This is a genomic window from Curtobacterium sp. UNCCL17, from assembly GCF_000686685.1.
In the GTDB taxonomy this organism is placed as follows: Bacteria; Actinomycetota; Actinomycetes; order Actinomycetales; family Microbacteriaceae; genus Curtobacterium; species Curtobacterium flaccumfaciens.
Window position 1 is genome coordinate 309,442 of record NZ_KK366000.1, and the last position, 15,147, is coordinate 324,588.

Genomic DNA, 15,147 nt, shown 5'->3' on the forward strand with positions numbered 1-15,147 from the left:
CTGGGTGCGGGCGAAGGGGACTCGGTCAGTGGGACCGGGCGATCACGACGACAGCTGCTCGTGGGCGCCGGTCTGCACGCGTTCGTGGCGACCGACGGAGATCCATGCGATGAGCGCTGCGATGACGGCGAGGAAGACGATGCTCGTGGTGATGGTCCCGATGCCGAGCCCGCCGTCGTGTGTCGGCTGGGAGAGCAGGTCCCCGGTCGACGCACCGAGCGGACGGGTGAGGATGTACGCGATCCAGAAGCAGGTGACGGCACCGCGACGGCCGATGAACCAGACGGCAGTGACTGCGGCGATCGCTGCGGCGAACAACAGCAGGGACGGCAGGTAGCCGAGGCCGGTCTGCTCGGCGATGAGGTCACCGGCCGCGGTGCCGAGCGCGAAGGTGAACAGAATCGCCAGCCAGTAGAACGCTTCCCGCCTGGTGGTGTCGATCTCGTGGATCGAGAGCGTGCGCTCGGTCCGGTACCAGGCGATGAACACCACGGCGAGAGCGACCGCGAACACGGTCGTGCTCACACCCAGCGGAACGCCGAGCCCGTCGGTGAGGTTGTCGGTGATGCAGGTCCCGAGGATGCTGATCAGCACGACCGTGACCCAGTAGGTGACCGGCCGGTAGGCCCGCGTCCGGAACTGCAGCACCAGGAACACGACGAGCACTGCGGCCATCACGGCCGTCGTCAGCGGGAGACCGAACCCGAGGGTGTCGCTGAGCAGATCGGCTGCGGTTTCACCGACGGTCGTGGCGAGGACCTTGATGATCCAGAACGACGGGGTCGGGTCGGGGACCTTGTTGCGCAGCGGGCGGGGCCTGTCGGTCAGATGGGTCATGGCGTGCTCCTCGTCGTGCCGTGGGCCTGCTGCCCGGTTCGGTTTGACGACGGTACGAAGGGGCCTGCAAGACTTCACCAAGAAATCCCGGTGGACCGATCTGGTCGGCTTCGCGGGAAGGAACGGAGCGACCGCATGATCGGCACCACATGGCATCGACTCGTCGATGCCGTTGCACGTTGGTCGCTCCGTCGCGAGCCGGACCAGGACGCGGATCGCCTCGCGTCTCGACGCTCGGTCATCGGGATCGCCGTGCGCGTCGCGGCAGTGTCAGCCGCGTTGGTCGTCGGGATCATCGCCCTGGTCGTCGCGTACGTGGTCTGGCAGCTCACCCCCGGCCAGCAGCGGGAGCAGGCCGGCCCGTTCGACGTGCACATCACCCTGGACACCGTCGATCTCACGGTCGCGATCGCAGGGGTCGGCGGGCTCGCGATCGTCTTCGCGGGAGTCGCGTCCTGGTTGATCGCGCGCCGCGCGGTCCGCCCGCTGACCGAGGCGCTGCGTGTGCAGCGGACCTTCGTCGCGGACGCCAGTCACGAACTGCGCACACCGCTCGCCGTCCTCCATGCCCGCGTGCAACGACTCCGCATGCAGACACCCGCCGACGATCCGCGCCGCGGCATCGTGGACGAGGTCACCGGCGACACGCGGATCCTGATCGACATCGTCGACGACCTCCTCGGAGCCGCTGCCGGGACACCCACCGAACCGGGCGTCACACGTCTGGAGGACGGGTTGGCGGTGCTCCGCCGCGACATGAGCGTGCTGGCCGCCGAACGGCAGGTACGCCTCCGCGTGGCCGACCACAGCGCCACCCTGGCCCTGACGCCGACACAGCTGCACCGGTGTCTCGTCGCCCTCACCGACAACGCCATCGGGCACACCCCACCGGGCGGCACCGTGACCGTGACCACCACATCGGAGCCCGACCGAGTGTGCGTCCGCGTGCAGGACGACGGCACGGGCATCACCGGGATCGCCCCGGCGCGGGTGTTCGAACGTTTCGCGCACGGCACCCGGCCCGGCCCGGAACACGCCGCGACGCGCACCGGGTACGGCATCGGGCTCGCGCTGGTCCGGGAGATCGCGGTCCGCGCCGGAGGAGCCGTCACCGTCGAGTCCACCGGCGATCAGGGAACGGTCTTCGCCCTCCGGATCCCGACACACCACGCACCGACGGACATCCCGACCACGACACGGAAGATCGGGGAAGGATGAACGCCATGGGACAGCGGCTGCTCCTCGTCGAGGACGACCCCAGGCTCGGGCCGCTCGTCGCCGAGGTGCTCCGCGACGACTGGGACGTGGTCCTCGCGCCGGACGGTGAGCAGGCGCTCGTCGCGGCGGTGGAGCAGTACTTCGACGTCATGGTCGTCGATCGCCGGCTCCCCGGCATGGACGGCACCGAGTTCGTCGGCGCGATCCGGAGCCGACGGATCAGTACCCCGGTCCTCATGCTCACCGCACTCGGCGAACTCCGCGACCGCGTTTCCGGTCTGGACGCCGGAGCGAACGACTACCTCGTGAAGCCGTTCGAGTTCGACGAACTCGCCGCCAGACTCCGAGCCCTCACCCGGGACTACACCGGCACCGGGACGGGGGTGGAGATCGGAGGCTGGACCTTCTACCCCGACGACCACAGCATCCACTCGCCGTACTCCGGGCGGATCCTGCTCACCGAGAAGGAGAGCGCCCTCCTCCGGTTCCTCGCGGCGGAGCCAGCGCGCGCGTTCTCGCGGAAGCACCTGCTCTCCGCCGTGTTCGAGAACGGCGAGCAGGAGAACACCGTCGACACATACGTGCACTACATCCGGCGGAAGACCGACCGGGACCTCATCACGACGATCCGCGGCACCGGCTACCAGCTCGGCACTCCGACCTGATCCTCCCGCCTCCGCTCCCAGCGGGGGGCACGAGCGAGTCGACGAACGATCTGCTCGCGGTTGTCGCGATCGTGCGGCCCGGTCGCGGACGCCGGCTCGGCGTCGTCGCGGCGATCGTCTCGGTGCTCGGCACCCTCGTGACGGTCGGCATGCTCGTGTGGCGCGTGGTCGAGGCGAACGGCAGCTAGCTGCCCGCGGTCGCGGGTGCGGCCCGCGACGTGGGCGGGTGACGGACTGGAGGGTCGGTGCCAGCTGGCACCGGGCCTCCAGTCCGGTGTCGTGACGCCCCACGGCGTGGGCTGGTCCCCAGCGCCGCTGCGGGTGCGGCGGGTGCTAGATCCAGCAGGATCCTCAGCGGGAGGTCGCCGTTCACCGGCGGCTGCAGGCTGCCGTCCACGATGATCCGAGGGTGCCTCGTCGTCGTGCTGCCGTCCGGACCGCCGTGGTGGTCGTGATCGTGCTGCTGGTCGGTGCCGTTCTCGGCGCCGTCTTCGTCGCCGCTCCCTGGCTCGGTGTCGGGCGGGCTCCGGTGCTCGCCGCCGTGCTGCCGGCCCGGTCCCTCGTGACCGCGGGACTGGTCGGTACCGGTCTCGCCCTGGTGCTCGTCGCCATCGTCCTGCGACGTACGCGAGCCGTGCGGCTGGTCGCTGCGTCGCTCGGGGCGGTCCTGCTCGTCGTCGCCGTGGCGAACACGGCGGTGCTCGGCGTGCGGGGATGGGACGAGCGGCCGGTCGACGGTGCCCGGGGTGCACTCCGGGTGTTCGAGTGGAACACCAACGGAGGACTCGTCGGCCCGCAGGGCATCGCCCGCGCGGCACTGACCGCACGGGCGGACGTCGTCGTGCTCCCCGACGCGGGCGACCGACGGTCCGCCACCGCGGTGGCGCGGTCGATGGGGCAGCAGGGTCGGCCGGTGCGGGTGTTCATGGGTGGTGCCGGCACGCAGGTGGCGGTGCTCGTCGGGGCCGACCGCGCGTCCGGCGCCTCGATGTCGCCCGGCGTCGATCCGGTGAAGACGATGACGGTGTCCGGGCCGTCGATCCCGACGATCGTCGCCGTGCACGCGCCGCAACCGATCGGGCGGGGCCTGGCGGGCTGGCGGACCGATCTGCGGTGGGTCGGCGAACAGTGTGGCCGCGGCGCTGACGTGGTCGTGTCGGGGGACTTCAACGGATCGGTCGACAGCTTCGACGGTGGGGGTCTCGGTTCGTGCCGGGACGCCGCGTCGACCGTGCACGCCGCGGCGCTCGGTACGTGGCCGACGTGGCTCGATCCGCGGCTGGCGATGCCCATCGACCACACCCTGGTCGGTCCGGCGGCCGGAGTCGTCCGGTCGTGGAGCGTGCTGACGAGCCAGGACGAGTCCGGTGCTCGGCACCGCCCGACCCTGACGGTCGTCGGCGGCAGCTGATCCGGACGGCGGCCCCTGTTCCGGTGGGCGAGCGGCCCTGTTCCGGTGGGCGTGCGGCCCTGTTCCGGTGGGCGTGCGGCCCTGTTTCGGTGGGCGTGCGGCCCTGTTTCGGTGGGCGTGCGGCGCGGCAGGTGGGAACAGACTCGCAACGTCGTCGAAACACGCGCGCGGTGGGGTGGATGCATGGACGTCACCACCACGGATCGTGCTCCCGCCCGCTGGTACCACTCGCTGTTCGTGCAGATCGCGATCGGGGTGGCCCTCGGCATCGCCGTCGGGGTCTGCTTCCCCGCGGCGGCGCCGGTGCTGAACGTCGTCGGACAGGGGTTCATCCGGCTGATCGAGATGGTGATCGCGCCGCTCGTGTTCATCGTCGTGGTGACGGGCATCGTGCACGTCGGCGACCTGCGCTCCGTGGGACGGATCGCCGGCAAGGCGATGGTCTACTTCCTGCTCGCGTCGTCGTGCGCGCTCGTGTTCGGCCTGCTGGTCGGCAACCTCGTGCGCCCCGGGGCCGGCCTGCGGATCGACCCGTCGTCGCTCGACGCCTCCGCCGTGGCGGCGAAGACCGCCGGTGGCACGGCTCCGGACGCGGGGACCTTCATCCTCGACCTCATCCCGTCGAGCGTCGTGAACGCGTTCGCGACGAACGACATCCTGCAGGTGCTCGTGTTCGCGGTGTTCGTCGGCGCGGCGATCGCCGCGATCGGCAGAGACCGTGCGCGGCCGCTCGTGCGGGGCCTCGACCTGTGCCTCGAGGTCGTCTACCGGATCCTGGGCTGGGTGATGCGTCTGTCGCCGCTCGGTGCGTTCGGGGCGATGGCGTACGTGGTCGGGCAGTACGGCATCGACACCCTGGGGTCGTACGGGCTGCTGATCGCTGCCTGCTACGGCGCAGCGGCGGTGTTCATCGTGGCGCTGCTCGTGGGCGGGCGGCTGCTGTCCGGCGTGCCGATCTGGCGGTTCGTCTGGCACACCCGCGCGGAGTTCGGGCTGGCTCTGGGCACGGCGTCGACCGAGGCGGTGCTGCCGCGGATGATCACCCGGCTCACCGAGGTCGGCGTCTCACGGAGCGTCGCCGGGCTCGTCGTGCCGACGGGCTACTCGTTCAACCTCGACGGGGCGGCGATCTACCTGTCGATCTCGCTGCTGTTCCTGACCCAGGCGTTCGGGGTGCCGCTGACGCTCGAGCAGCAGGTCGCCGCACTCGGGGTGCTGCTGCTGACGTCGAAGGGCATGGCCGGGGTGCCGGGCTCGTCGTTCCTGGCGCTGTCCGCGACGGCGACGAGCCTCGGGCTGTTCCCGGTCGCTGGCGTCGCGCTGCTGCTCGGTGCCGACCGGATCATGGACGCGATGCGGGTGAGCGTGAACCTACTCGGCAACTGCGTCGCGACGCTCGTGGTGGCGCGGTGGCAGGGCGAGCTCGACCGTGAGCGGGTGGACGCGGTGCTGCGGCCTGGTCGAGGGGTGCGGCCGTCGTCGGAGGCGGAGCCTGCTGCGGGTGCTGCGGGTGCAGCCGCGGTGTCGGCGCCGGTTCGCTGAGGGGTCGGGGCACGCTCGCGGCGCGGTCAGCGTTCGAGGACGGCGCGCTGCTGGTCGTACTGCTGGCGGGTCCGGTGTCCGCCCATCTTGCGGACGACGGCGCCCGAAGGGTCACGCGTGATCCGCCACCAGATCGCGGTGCAGAGCGCGTCGACCGGCAGGGCCGTGCCGAGTCCGACCAGGAGCTGCCGACCGAGGTCCGTGCGCCACGGCAGCCTCGAGACCTCGAGCGCGGTCACGACGAGCAGGCACACCACGATGGTGATCGGGCTGAGCCAGAGCTTCCGCACGGTGCGTTGACGTGCCACGTCGATCTCCGCCAGCTGCGCCAACGGCAGCGTCGAACCGACGTGCTCGCGCGGCTCGCCACCGACGATGACGGCGGCAGGGCCGGGGGTGGTCGCTGTGTCGTCCGCGTCCGTGGCGGGTCGCCACACCACGTCGTCCAGGTGCTCCAGGTCGCCGTCGATGCGGAACCAGCCGCCTTGGAAGCCGTCGGCAGCGGCGTCGGGATCGGCGCGGGGCGTGGTCGTGGTCACGTCGGTCATCATGGCAGGAACAGGGGCCGCTGGGGCACCACCGCTTCGGGGGTGGGGCGGCGGCGTCGCCCGCGGGGCCCGGGGCGCGTTCTGCTGGCAGGATGGTCCCGACACCACGGGGGCGGGGGCCGGCATGGGCACGGAACAGCAGGACTGGCGTGACCAGGGGACGGGCCCGACGACGGGGCGAGGGAACGCGATCGCCATCGCGCTCGTGCTGCCGGTGCTGCTCGTCGTGAGCTGGGTGGTCCAGATCGGGGCGTACCTGGCGCGCGACTTCGGGTCGATGGACGACCGGCTGGGAGCAGGGGGCGTGCTGACGCGGCTGGTCATCGGCGCCGTGCTCGCCGTGGGGATCCCCGTGGTGGTGCTCGTCGTGCAGGTCCGGGCTCGCCGGCGTGAACCGCGCCACTCACTGGTCGCCGTCGTCGCGGCGATCGTCGTGCTGGTCATCGCCGTGCCGTGGAACGGCCTGGTCCTGACGTCACAGGTGCGGAGCATGGCCGCCGACGCCCAGCAGTGGGCGCAGCCGCCGACCGCCGCCGAGCGGCACTTCGCCGACGGTGACGCCCGGGCCACGCTCGAGCGGATCGGGGACCGCACGGTGCGGATCCTCGGCGGCGACCGGAAGTCCGCCTACCGCGATGGCGAGCGAGCCGGTGGTGCGTACAGCGAGGACTGCCAGTTGTCGAACGCCCACCAGGGCGTGCGGTGGATGTACTGGTACGACCCGGGGGAGTACACCGACGACCAGGGCAACGAGCTCCTGCCCGAGGACCACACCGTGATCGAGGGTGCGAACCGCGACGTGGACGGAGTCCGGGAGTACTGGGCGTCCGAGGGCATCGACGCGCGGTCGGAAGAGGACATGGTCCTCGACCAGATCGCGCCGACCGCCGACTGGCTCGAGAGCGGCTCGTCGTACACACGGCCCGGTCCGGACGTCGACTTCCGCACGATCTGCCTGGTGCGCTGAAGGTACGCGCCGTGGTGGGGTCGCCTGGCAGGTGGGCCGTTGGGTCCTTTGACCTCCGCCCGTCTGGGCATGCTCGACGCATGGCCCGCCAGATACTCGACGGTGGTGAGGACGGCGACCGGGGCCCTGCGGCGGTCTCGGTCCGCGTCCGTGGCGGTCCTGACCGCGATCTGACTCCGCACTTCGGGTCCGTTCAGCAACCTTGCTGGGCAAGCGACGGGGCGTAAACTACCAATTGTTGGACATTTGGAGGACTCATGTCGCCACTCAGCCGGCTCCCACGATCCGGAACGCTTGCGGAACAGGCCGCTGATCGACTCCGTGCATCCATCACCGATGGTGTGTGGCCGGTTGGGACACGCGTCCCTGCGGAGCACGACCTCGTCGAGCAGCTCGGTGTGAGCCGGAACACCGTACGCGAGGCGCTTCGTGGACTCGTCCACACCGGTCTCCTCGAGGCGAGGGTGGGGGATGGAACCTACGTGATCGCGACCAGCGAGCTGCGGTCGGCCATCTCCCGGCGTTCTGCGACGTCAACGCCGGACGAGGTGATGGAACTCCGCGCGGTCCTCGAGGAACACGCTGCGGCCCTCGCCGCCCGACGTGCTGTCCCGGAGGACATCGCCACGCTTCGCGCACTCCTGGCCGTAGCGACTGGTGAGCGGGTTGACATGGAACGCATCGCCGCTGCGGACAGACGATTCCACCGAGAGGTTGCCCGGATCAGCGGTAATGGACTTCTCGCAGATCTCCATGAACATCTCGGAGCAGCCGTCAGTGAGGTCGTCGGGGGGCTCGAGGCCGACGATCGAATCGCTGATGAGCATGCTGCGCTCCATGATCGGCTCGTCGACAGCATCGAAGCGCACGACGAAGCCGGAGCGCGCCTGGCGGCCGTCGAGATCGTCGCCGTGGTCCGCCGAGTCGGCGGACCCTCGAACATCGATTGATGACGCTGGTGCCTCACCGGGTCACGATCCGCCGATGAACCACCCCTGACTCGACGCTCTTGCGTCGACAATGACCGGTCACTGCTTCACGGACCGCCGTACCGGGCCACCGAGCCCGGTCCTCTCCGCGCCCAGAACGGGCGCAACTGCACCACCGCACCACGAAGGAACCCGACCATGAAGTTCATCGGACTCGAAGAACACATGATGCCCGCTGAGATCTTCGACGCCGCCGGCGCCGACGGTCACGCAATGATGGATCAGCCGTACCTCGACGGCCTCAACGACCTGACCGACGGCGGCGTAGCCCGCATCCAGCGGATGGACACCGCCGGCATCGACGTCCAGGTGCTCTCCTCCGTCGCACAGTTCGTGCAGGTCCTGCCCCCACACCAGTCCGCCGAGCTCTCCCGGCGCCTCAACAACACCATGGCGACGGTGGTCGACAACCACCCTGACCGGTTCAAGTTCTTCGCCACCCTCCCGATCTCCGACCCGAAGGCTGCCGTCGCAGAGCTCCGTCGCGCCGTCGAGGAGCAGGGCGCCGTCGGCACGATGATCCACGGGCAGACCAACGGCGTCTTCCTCGACGACCCCTCCATGCGGCCGATCCTCGCCGAAGTCGAACGTCTCGGCGTCCCGATCTACCTCCACCCCGGCTTCCCGCCCATCGAGGTCTTCAAGGCCTACTATTCGGGCCTCGACCCGTACGTCGCGACCATGCTCTCCACGGGTGGATGGGGATGGCACGCGGAGAACGGTATGCACATCCTCCGGATGGTCTCGAACCTGGTCTTCGAGCGGTTCCCGGACCTGCAGATGGTCGTGGGCCACATGGGCGAGAACCTGCCGTTCTCCCTCGCGCGCGCGGACGAGTGGCTCACCCCGCGTATCAAGGGACTGACCGGGACCGTCGCGGAACAGGTACGCGATCACCTCCACATCACCATCTCCGCCTACACGACGGTTCCGCCGCTCCTGTGCGCGCTCGAGGTGTTCGGCATCGACCGGATCCTGTTCGCTGTCGACTACCCGTTCGGCGACTCCGCAACTCACACGAGCTTCATCGAGAACGCACCCCTCAGCCCGGCCGACAAGCGGAAGATCGCGCACGGCAACGCTGAAGCCCTGTTGACGCGACTCTGAACCGACCCGTCGGCAGCTGGACCGAGTGGCAGCCGCGAGGGGGTGGGCTCCCTCGCGGCTCGTCCTGCCCCTGACGGGCCGCTTGGGATCAGCTCGTCGGCGGACGTCGCCGTGCAGAATCGGGTGTGGCGGACGATGTTCGAGCATGCTCGTCACCGCGGGCCGGTGTCCAGCCGACCAGGCGCTCGATGGCGGCCAGGACGACGGCCGGGGGTTCGCCTGTCGCGATCTCGGACCGGATCCGTCCGGCCGCGGAGCGGAACTCGGGCTCGGTCAGGAGTCGCGACGCGGTGGTGCGGATGTCCTCCGCGGTCGCCGTGGCGGCGTCGAGGACGAGTCCGGCGCCCAGGGTCTCGACGCAGCTGCCGTTCGGCAGCTGGTCCGCACCGAGCGGCAGGACCAGCAGAGGCACGCCGTGCGCGAGCGCCCCGGTCACCGATCCGGACCCGCCGTGGTTCACCACGAGGTCCACGAGCCCGAGCACCGAGTCCTGCGGGACGTACTGCTCGATCCGGATCGCTCCCGGGCCCTCCGGCACCGGGAAGGTCGTCGGGTCGACCCAGGCTCCGGTCGTCAGGAGGATCCGCGCCGGCAGGGCCGCGAGCGCGTCGATGAGCCGGGCGAACAGGTCGCCGGACTTCGTGTTGAACTCGGTGCCGAGCGTGACGTAGACGCGGGGTCCGTCGCCGGCGGCCAGCCACGCCGCGGCATCCGACGAGTGTGACGACCAGGTGTCCGGTCGCATCCGGATCACCGGACCACGCAGCTCGTGCCCGGATCGCATCGACGCCGGGAACGGGACGACGGTGAGTGCGCCGCCGAGCATCTGCTGCTGCGGGTCGGGCCCGAGTCCCGCGCGTCGGCGGAGCGCTTCGAGCGGCTCCCGCACCGAGTCGCGCCAGGTCCCGCCGGCCGAGGCGAAGGCCAGGACCACCACGCACGGCACCCCGGCTCGTTCGGCGGCGGTCATCGCGCCGAAGTCGAACTCCCCGCAGACCACGAGGTCAGCCGACCACCGAGTGACCAGCCGTCCGACGTCGACGACGGCCCCGGCGGCCGCGTCCCCCAGGAAGACCTGGGGGACGCGGGTGAGCACCGCACTCGGATCGATCGGTGTCAGGGTGCCGGTGCCCGGCCTGCTCGCCGGCAGCTCCACGTCCCGCGGCTGCCGGTGCGAGAACCCGGTCTGTTCGAGGACGGCCTCGCGTGCGCCGCTCAGTGCGGTCCGGTGTCCGGCTGCGCTGGCCGCGCGGGCGAGTGGCAGCATCGGCGCCAGGTGTCCCCGCCCCCGTGGGAACGAGAACACGATGCGCAGGGACTCCGGAGCCCCGTAGCCGGGCCGGCCGTTCGCAGCAGACACCACAGGGCTCCGATCGTCCGCGCGGGCCGCCTGCCCGCTTCATCAGACAACCGTATGGCGAACGGCGGTCGCGCTCCATGAACCCTTGGTCAGCCTCGACGGGGCGTGCACCCGGAGTCGGTCACTTGCCAGCGGCCTCGTTGTAGGACTCGATCTGCTTGCCGGCCTGCTGTTCGGCGTCCTTCATGGTCGATTCGACGTCGGCACCCTCGACGATCCGGTTGAAGGCGCCGATGACGGTGGCGCGTACGGTCGGGAACGCGCCGGTGATGCAGCCGGCCGCGGCGACGCTCGTGGGGTCGTCGGCGAGCTGCTGGTACATCGTGGCGATGTTCGGGTCGGACAGGGAGCGCTTGCCCACGGTGGTGTCCTGGGCGTCGGTGTTCATCGCGACGTAGCCGGTCGCCTTCGCCCACTCGGCCTGCACGTCCGGCGTCTGGAGCCACTTGGCGAACGTGTACGACGCCTGCTGCTCGCCGGACGAGTGGCCCTTGCCGGAGATCCACAGCGCGTTGCCGCCGATGACCTGCCCGGCGTCGTCGGAGGCCGACGTGGTGGGGAACCGAGCGACGACGGACTTCGAGCCGTCCGGGTCGACCGTCGTGTAGGCACCGGAGGAGGTCAGCAGCATCCCGACCTTGTCGCTCGAGAACGCCGAGTTCTGCACGGTCGAGTCCGTGCCGGGGTTCAGGGCGGCGCCGTCCTGGTAGAGCTTCTGCAGCGTGGTCATGAACTGCACCTGGCTGTCCGAGGTGAGCGAGACGCCGGTGACCGGCTTGCCCTTCCGCCCGTTCTCCGGCGTGCAGAACGCCTGACCGCCCGAGGCGGTGAGCTCCTCGAGCATCCACGAGTCGCCCATGTTCATGCTCATGCCGTAGCCACCGGTCGCGGCGTGGATCTTCTCGGCCCAGGTCGCGACCTGCGCCAGCGTCTTCGGCGGTTTCGTGGCGTCGAGGCCGGCCTTCGCGACGAGCGCCTTGTTCAGGTAGAGCACGGGCATCGAGACGGAGAACGGCATCGCCGCGAGTTGCTTGCCGTCGCTGTAGTAGGTCGCGGCGGCCGGCGCGATCGTGTCGGTGCCTGACTTCGAGCCGCGGATCGTCGCGGGGGACACCGTCTGGCCGGAGTCGATCATGAAGCCGGTCGACACGTCGTTCATCATGAGCAGGTCCGGCGTCGAGCCGGACTGCACCGCCGCCGTGTACTTCGTCTGGACGGCCGCGTAGTCCCCCTGGAACGACGACTTGACGGTGATGTGCTGGTCGTTCTCCTTGTTGAAGCGGGCGACGAGCGCGTCGAGCTCGGTTGCGGGCGGCCCGGACATGGCGTGCCAGAAGTCGACGGTGACGGGGCCGGAGCTGTCCGATGCGGAGCTCGACGTGGAGCACCCGGTCAGGGCGAGGACCGCGACGGCACCGGTGGCGAGTGTGGTGAGGGTGATGGAGCGACGTGCGGGCATGGTGCGTCCTTCGGGTGTGGGGCGGGCGGGGATCGGGGAGGGGAGCGAACGTGTCGTCACTTGAGCGCTCCGGCGGTCAGGCCGCCGGCGAGGAACCGCTGGGCGACGAGGACCAGGACCAGGACGGGGAGGGTCACCATGGCTGCACCGGCGAGGACCACGCCGATGTCGGCGGCCTCGGCGTCGGACAGTTGGGCGATGCCGACCTGCACGGTGCGGTGCTCCGGCGAGTTCGTGACGAGGAGCGGCCAGAAGAACCCGTTCCAGGCGGCCGTCGCACTCACCAGGGTGACCGAGACGAGCGTCGGGCGGGTGAGCGGCAGGAGCATGGACCGGATGAACCGGAAGTGTCCGGCACCGTCGAGCACCGCGGCTTCGCGCAGCTCGTCGGGGAAGCTCAGGAACGCCTGGCGGAACAGGAAGATCGTCAGCGCCGAGGCCACGAACGGCAGGAAGACGACCAGGAGCGTGTCGATGAGGTGCCACGACGCGACGGTCAGGTAGTTCGCGATCAGCGTTGTCTCGCCGGGGATCATCATGCTGGCGAGCAGGACGAGGAACAGGGCGCGGGTGCCCCGGAGCCGACAGAACACCAGGGCGTAGGCGGTGATGATGCCGATGACGACCTGCAGCACCGTCTGGGCGAGGGTGACGACGACGCTGTTCAGGAACTGCTGCCCGAGCGGGACGACCTGCGTGGCTCGGACGATGTTGTCGAGTGTCAGGTGGATCGGCACGAGACCGGCGAGGCCCTGGTCCAGGTACCGGGTCGGGGTGAGCGCGCCCTCGAACACGTAGTAGAGCGGGAAGCAGACGACGACGACCGCGATGACGAGCCAGGCGTAGACGAAGAGGCTCCGGAGCCGGCGTGCGGTGACGGGGCGCATCAGTAGTTCACCCGCTTCTCGAGCACGCCGAACTGCACCAGCGACAGCCCGAGGACCAGCAGGAACAGGACGACCCCGAGCGCGGCGGCGAGGCCGAAGTTCGCGCTGCCGGACCCGAACGCCTGCTGGTAGATCGCGTAGACGAGGGTCTTCGACGAGTCGGCCGGACCGCCGCCCGTGAGGATCTGGATCTGCCCGAAGGTCGTGAGTGCCTCGACGGTTCCGGTCACGACGACGAAGAAGAGCGTCGGCGTGACGAGCGGCAGGGAGATCGACCAGAGCGTCCGCACGGGCCCGGCGCCGTCCAGGTGCGCCGCCTCGATGACGTCCTGGTCGATGGCGCCGAACGCTCCGAGCAGGAGCAGCACGGTGAACCCGAGCGACCCCCAGATCGTCACGACGATGACGCTCGCCAGGGCCCACTGGGTGCTCGTGAGGAACGGCACGGGCGCGCCGCCGAACTGGGTGATCACCGTGTTCAGCAGCCCGTTGCCGGGTGCGAGCATCGCCGCGAACGCGACGGACCCCGCTGACACGGACACGACCATGGGTGCCGTCAGGAGTGCGCGGAAGACCGGCAGGCCGCGGAGCTTCACGGTCAGGGGGATCACGACGAGCAGACCGAACACGATCCGGCCGACGACCACGCCGACGCAGAAGACCGCGGTGGTCAGCATCGTCCGCCCGAACGCGGGGTCGGTGAACGTGCGGACGTAGTTCTGCAGCCCCACCGAGCCCGCCGGCTGACCGAAGATGTCGGTGCCCTGGGTGCTGAGGACGAGGACGCGGCCGAGCGGGTAGAAGACGAAGACCGCGAACGCGAGCAGCGCCGGTGCGAGGAGCACCAGACCGAGCCGTCGGTCCGAGCGCAACGAGGACCGCGTCGTCCGGGGCGCCCGGGGTGGACGCCGCGCTTGCGGCGACCGCGGCGACCCTGCGGCACGCGGGGGACCGGCGACCAGGCCGGACCTGACGGGGACCGTCATGGGGCGGACTCCTCCGAGTAGGGAACGTTCCCTAACCGGGAACGACTCCACTGTGCGGCGGGGGTCGGAGACCGGTCAAGGCACGTCGACCACCCGCCGTCACCCGTTCACGCCGCGTTCAACCCCTCCGACGATCGGGTGCCGACGTTCACCGCCGCACGCCGCGCGTTCACCTCGGGTTCGGCCCGTCGACCGGCGTGGTTCGCCGTCCAGGGGCCTCGACGTCGTAGAACCGGGGACCATGCGAACCGTTCCTGCTCCCCAGACACTCCGGGCGATCGCCGAGGAGGCCGCGCGCACCGTCGCGCCCGACCTGCTCGCCGTGTTCCGCGCCCCGATGACGATCAGCACGAAGCGCGATGCGCACGACGTGGTGACCCTGCACGACCGCGCGGCGGAGGAGGCGATCACGGCGGTGCTCACCGCGGCCGTGCCGGGCTCCGTCGTGCTCGGCGAGGAAGGCGGCACCACCGGCGACACCGGCACCACCGGCAGCACCGCGGACCCCGTGGTCCGGTGGATCGTGGACCCGATCGACGGCACCGCGAACTTCGCCCGCGGACTCGCGTACTGGTGCATCTCGATCGCGGCCGAGGTCGACGGCGAGGTCGTCGCCGGGGTGGTCTTCGACCCGGTCGCGGACCACGTGTTCGCGGCGGACGACGCCGGCGCCTGGCTCGACGGTGCGCCGATGCACTCGTCGTCGGGGCCGGATGACGCAGCGACGGTCCTGACGAGCTTCCCGGTGCAGCAGGACCTCGACCTGCTCGGCGAGGCCGCGGCGTTCGACCTGCTCCGGGACCTGACGCTCCGGTACCGCCACCACCACAGCCTCGGCAGCGGTGCCCTCAACCTGGTGCACGTCGCCGCCGGGTGGTCGGACGTGACGATGGGCTTCGCCACGCACCCGTGGGACGTCGCCGCCGGAGCGCTGGTGCTCGAGCGCGCCGGCGGGTGGTTCCGGGGCTTCCGTGGGGGCGACGTCGTCGACCGTGCACACCTGGCCGACGACTACGTCGCCGCCGGCGCCGGGGGATCGCACGCCGAGCTGGTGCGCCGGGTGCAAGAGCTGTCGGCCACGACCGTCGCCGACTGAGCCGCCGACCGCCGCCAGTCGGCCCGCCGGCCCGACCGCCGGCCGCGGACCGACCCGGCGCGGGTGTCGCGAGCG

General features: G+C 70.6%; 14 protein-coding genes. 8 read left to right on the top strand and 6 right to left on the bottom strand.

Translation table 11 applies throughout. The features are described from left to right. Window positions 1-42: 42 nt before the first annotated feature. The gene (locus BR70_RS19860; protein WP_035808250.1) at window positions 43-837 is read right to left on the bottom strand and encodes a COG4705 family protein; all 795 of its coding nucleotides are present in this window, start codon (window positions 835-837) and stop codon (window positions 43-45) included. A 135-nt stretch (window positions 838-972) separates the two neighbouring features. Here BR70_RS19860 and BR70_RS22200 point away from each other — a divergent pair, with 135 nt between their 5' ends. From BR70_RS22200 to BR70_RS0106310, 4 genes are all read left to right on the top strand, one after another. Then, a complete protein-coding gene (locus BR70_RS22200) occupies window positions 973-2,055 on the top strand; it encodes a sensor histidine kinase (RefSeq protein ID WP_051596697.1) in 1,083 nt (360 codons plus the stop codon). A gap of 5 nt (window positions 2,056-2,060) precedes the next feature. Further along, a complete protein-coding gene (locus tag BR70_RS0106295) occupies window positions 2,061-2,720 on the top strand; it encodes a response regulator transcription factor (RefSeq protein ID WP_231495656.1) in 660 nt (219 codons plus the stop codon). A gap of 409 nt (window positions 2,721-3,129) precedes the next feature. Then, entirely contained in the window at window positions 3,130-4,131 is a 1,002-nt protein-coding gene (locus BR70_RS22205) for an endonuclease/exonuclease/phosphatase family protein (protein ID WP_027465367.1), read from the top strand. 183 nt (window positions 4,132-4,314) lie between these two features. After that, entirely contained in the window at window positions 4,315-5,673 is a 1,359-nt protein-coding gene (locus tag BR70_RS0106310; RefSeq protein ID WP_027465368.1) for a cation:dicarboxylate symporter family transporter, read from the top strand. Between the two features lie 26 nt (window positions 5,674-5,699). Here the strand turns inward: BR70_RS0106310 and BR70_RS0106315 are convergent, their stop codons facing one another. Further along, on the bottom strand, window positions 5,700-6,212 hold the full coding sequence (locus tag BR70_RS0106315; RefSeq protein ID WP_155896804.1) for a hypothetical protein: 513 nt from the start codon (window positions 6,210-6,212) through the stop codon (window positions 5,700-5,702). 133 nt (window positions 6,213-6,345) lie between these two features. Between BR70_RS0106315 and BR70_RS0106320 the strand changes: the two genes are divergently transcribed. The 3 genes from BR70_RS0106320 to BR70_RS0106330 all read left to right on the top strand — a co-directional run bounded on the left by BR70_RS0106320 (window position 6,346) and on the right by BR70_RS0106330 (window position 9,284). Then, window positions 6,346-7,188: a hypothetical protein gene (locus BR70_RS0106320; protein WP_027465370.1), complete on the top strand. Its 843-nt coding sequence runs from the start codon at window positions 6,346-6,348 to the stop codon at window positions 7,186-7,188. Between the two features lie 257 nt (window positions 7,189-7,445). Further along, window positions 7,446-8,138, top strand: a complete 693-nt coding sequence (locus tag BR70_RS23935) for a FadR/GntR family transcriptional regulator (protein ID WP_081827282.1) — start codon at window positions 7,446-7,448, stop codon at window positions 8,136-8,138. 177 nt (window positions 8,139-8,315) lie between these two features. Beyond that, complete coding sequence (locus BR70_RS0106330) at window positions 8,316-9,284, top strand: amidohydrolase family protein (protein ID WP_027465372.1); 969 nt, start codon at window positions 8,316-8,318, stop codon at window positions 9,282-9,284. Window positions 9,285-9,372: 88 nt separating this feature from the next. On the opposite strand, the gene BR70_RS19875 is transcribed toward BR70_RS0106330, so the two are convergent. From BR70_RS19875 to BR70_RS0106350, 4 genes are all read right to left on the bottom strand, one after another. Beyond that, complete coding sequence (locus BR70_RS19875) at window positions 9,373-10,644, bottom strand: glycosyltransferase (protein WP_231495658.1); 1,272 nt, start codon at window positions 10,642-10,644, stop codon at window positions 9,373-9,375. A gap of 121 nt (window positions 10,645-10,765) precedes the next feature. Next, window positions 10,766-12,103: an ABC transporter substrate-binding protein gene (locus BR70_RS0106340; protein WP_051596699.1), complete on the bottom strand. Its 1,338-nt coding sequence runs from the start codon at window positions 12,101-12,103 to the stop codon at window positions 10,766-10,768. Window positions 12,104-12,159: 56 nt separating this feature from the next. Next, a complete protein-coding gene (locus BR70_RS0106345) occupies window positions 12,160-12,990 on the bottom strand; it encodes a carbohydrate ABC transporter permease (RefSeq protein ID WP_027465374.1) in 831 nt (276 codons plus the stop codon). Continuing rightward, window positions 12,990-13,835 (bottom strand): carbohydrate ABC transporter permease, encoded by an 846-nt coding sequence (locus BR70_RS0106350; RefSeq protein ID WP_231495659.1) that lies wholly within the window; start codon window positions 13,833-13,835, stop codon window positions 12,990-12,992. Before BR70_RS0106350 ends, BR70_RS0106345 begins: the two co-directional genes overlap by 1 nt. Window positions 13,836-14,217: 382 nt before the next feature. On the opposite strand from BR70_RS0106350, the gene BR70_RS19880 reads away from it, so the two are divergent. Further along, complete coding sequence (locus BR70_RS19880) at window positions 14,218-15,072, top strand: inositol monophosphatase family protein (protein ID WP_051596700.1); 855 nt, start codon at window positions 14,218-14,220, stop codon at window positions 15,070-15,072. Window positions 15,073-15,147 lie beyond the last annotated feature (75 nt).

What these genes read in the sequence shown, in the direction of transcription:
- BR70_RS19860 (WP_035808250.1), bottom strand. Translation starts at nt 837, where the DNA reads ATGACCCATCTGACCGACAGGCCCCGCCCGCTGCGCAACAAGGTCCCC.
- BR70_RS22200 (WP_051596697.1), top strand. Translation starts at nt 973, where the DNA reads ATGATCGGCACCACATGGCATCGACTCGTCGATGCCGTTGCACGTTGG.
- BR70_RS0106295 (WP_231495656.1), top strand. Translation starts at nt 2,061, where the DNA reads ATGGGACAGCGGCTGCTCCTCGTCGAGGACGACCCCAGGCTCGGGCCG.
- BR70_RS0106310 (WP_027465368.1), top strand. Translation starts at nt 4,315, where the DNA reads ATGGACGTCACCACCACGGATCGTGCTCCCGCCCGCTGGTACCACTCG.
- BR70_RS0106320 (WP_027465370.1), top strand. Translation starts at nt 6,346, where the DNA reads ATGGGCACGGAACAGCAGGACTGGCGTGACCAGGGGACGGGCCCGACG.
- BR70_RS23935 (WP_081827282.1), top strand. Translation starts at nt 7,446, where the DNA reads ATGTCGCCACTCAGCCGGCTCCCACGATCCGGAACGCTTGCGGAACAG.
- BR70_RS0106330 (WP_027465372.1), top strand. Translation starts at nt 8,316, where the DNA reads ATGAAGTTCATCGGACTCGAAGAACACATGATGCCCGCTGAGATCTTC.
- BR70_RS0106340 (WP_051596699.1), bottom strand. Translation starts at nt 12,103, where the DNA reads ATGCCCGCACGTCGCTCCATCACCCTCACCACACTCGCCACCGGTGCC.
- BR70_RS0106345 (WP_027465374.1), bottom strand. Translation starts at nt 12,990, where the DNA reads ATGCGCCCCGTCACCGCACGCCGGCTCCGGAGCCTCTTCGTCTACGCC.
- BR70_RS19880 (WP_051596700.1), top strand. Translation starts at nt 14,218, where the DNA reads ATGCGAACCGTTCCTGCTCCCCAGACACTCCGGGCGATCGCCGAGGAG.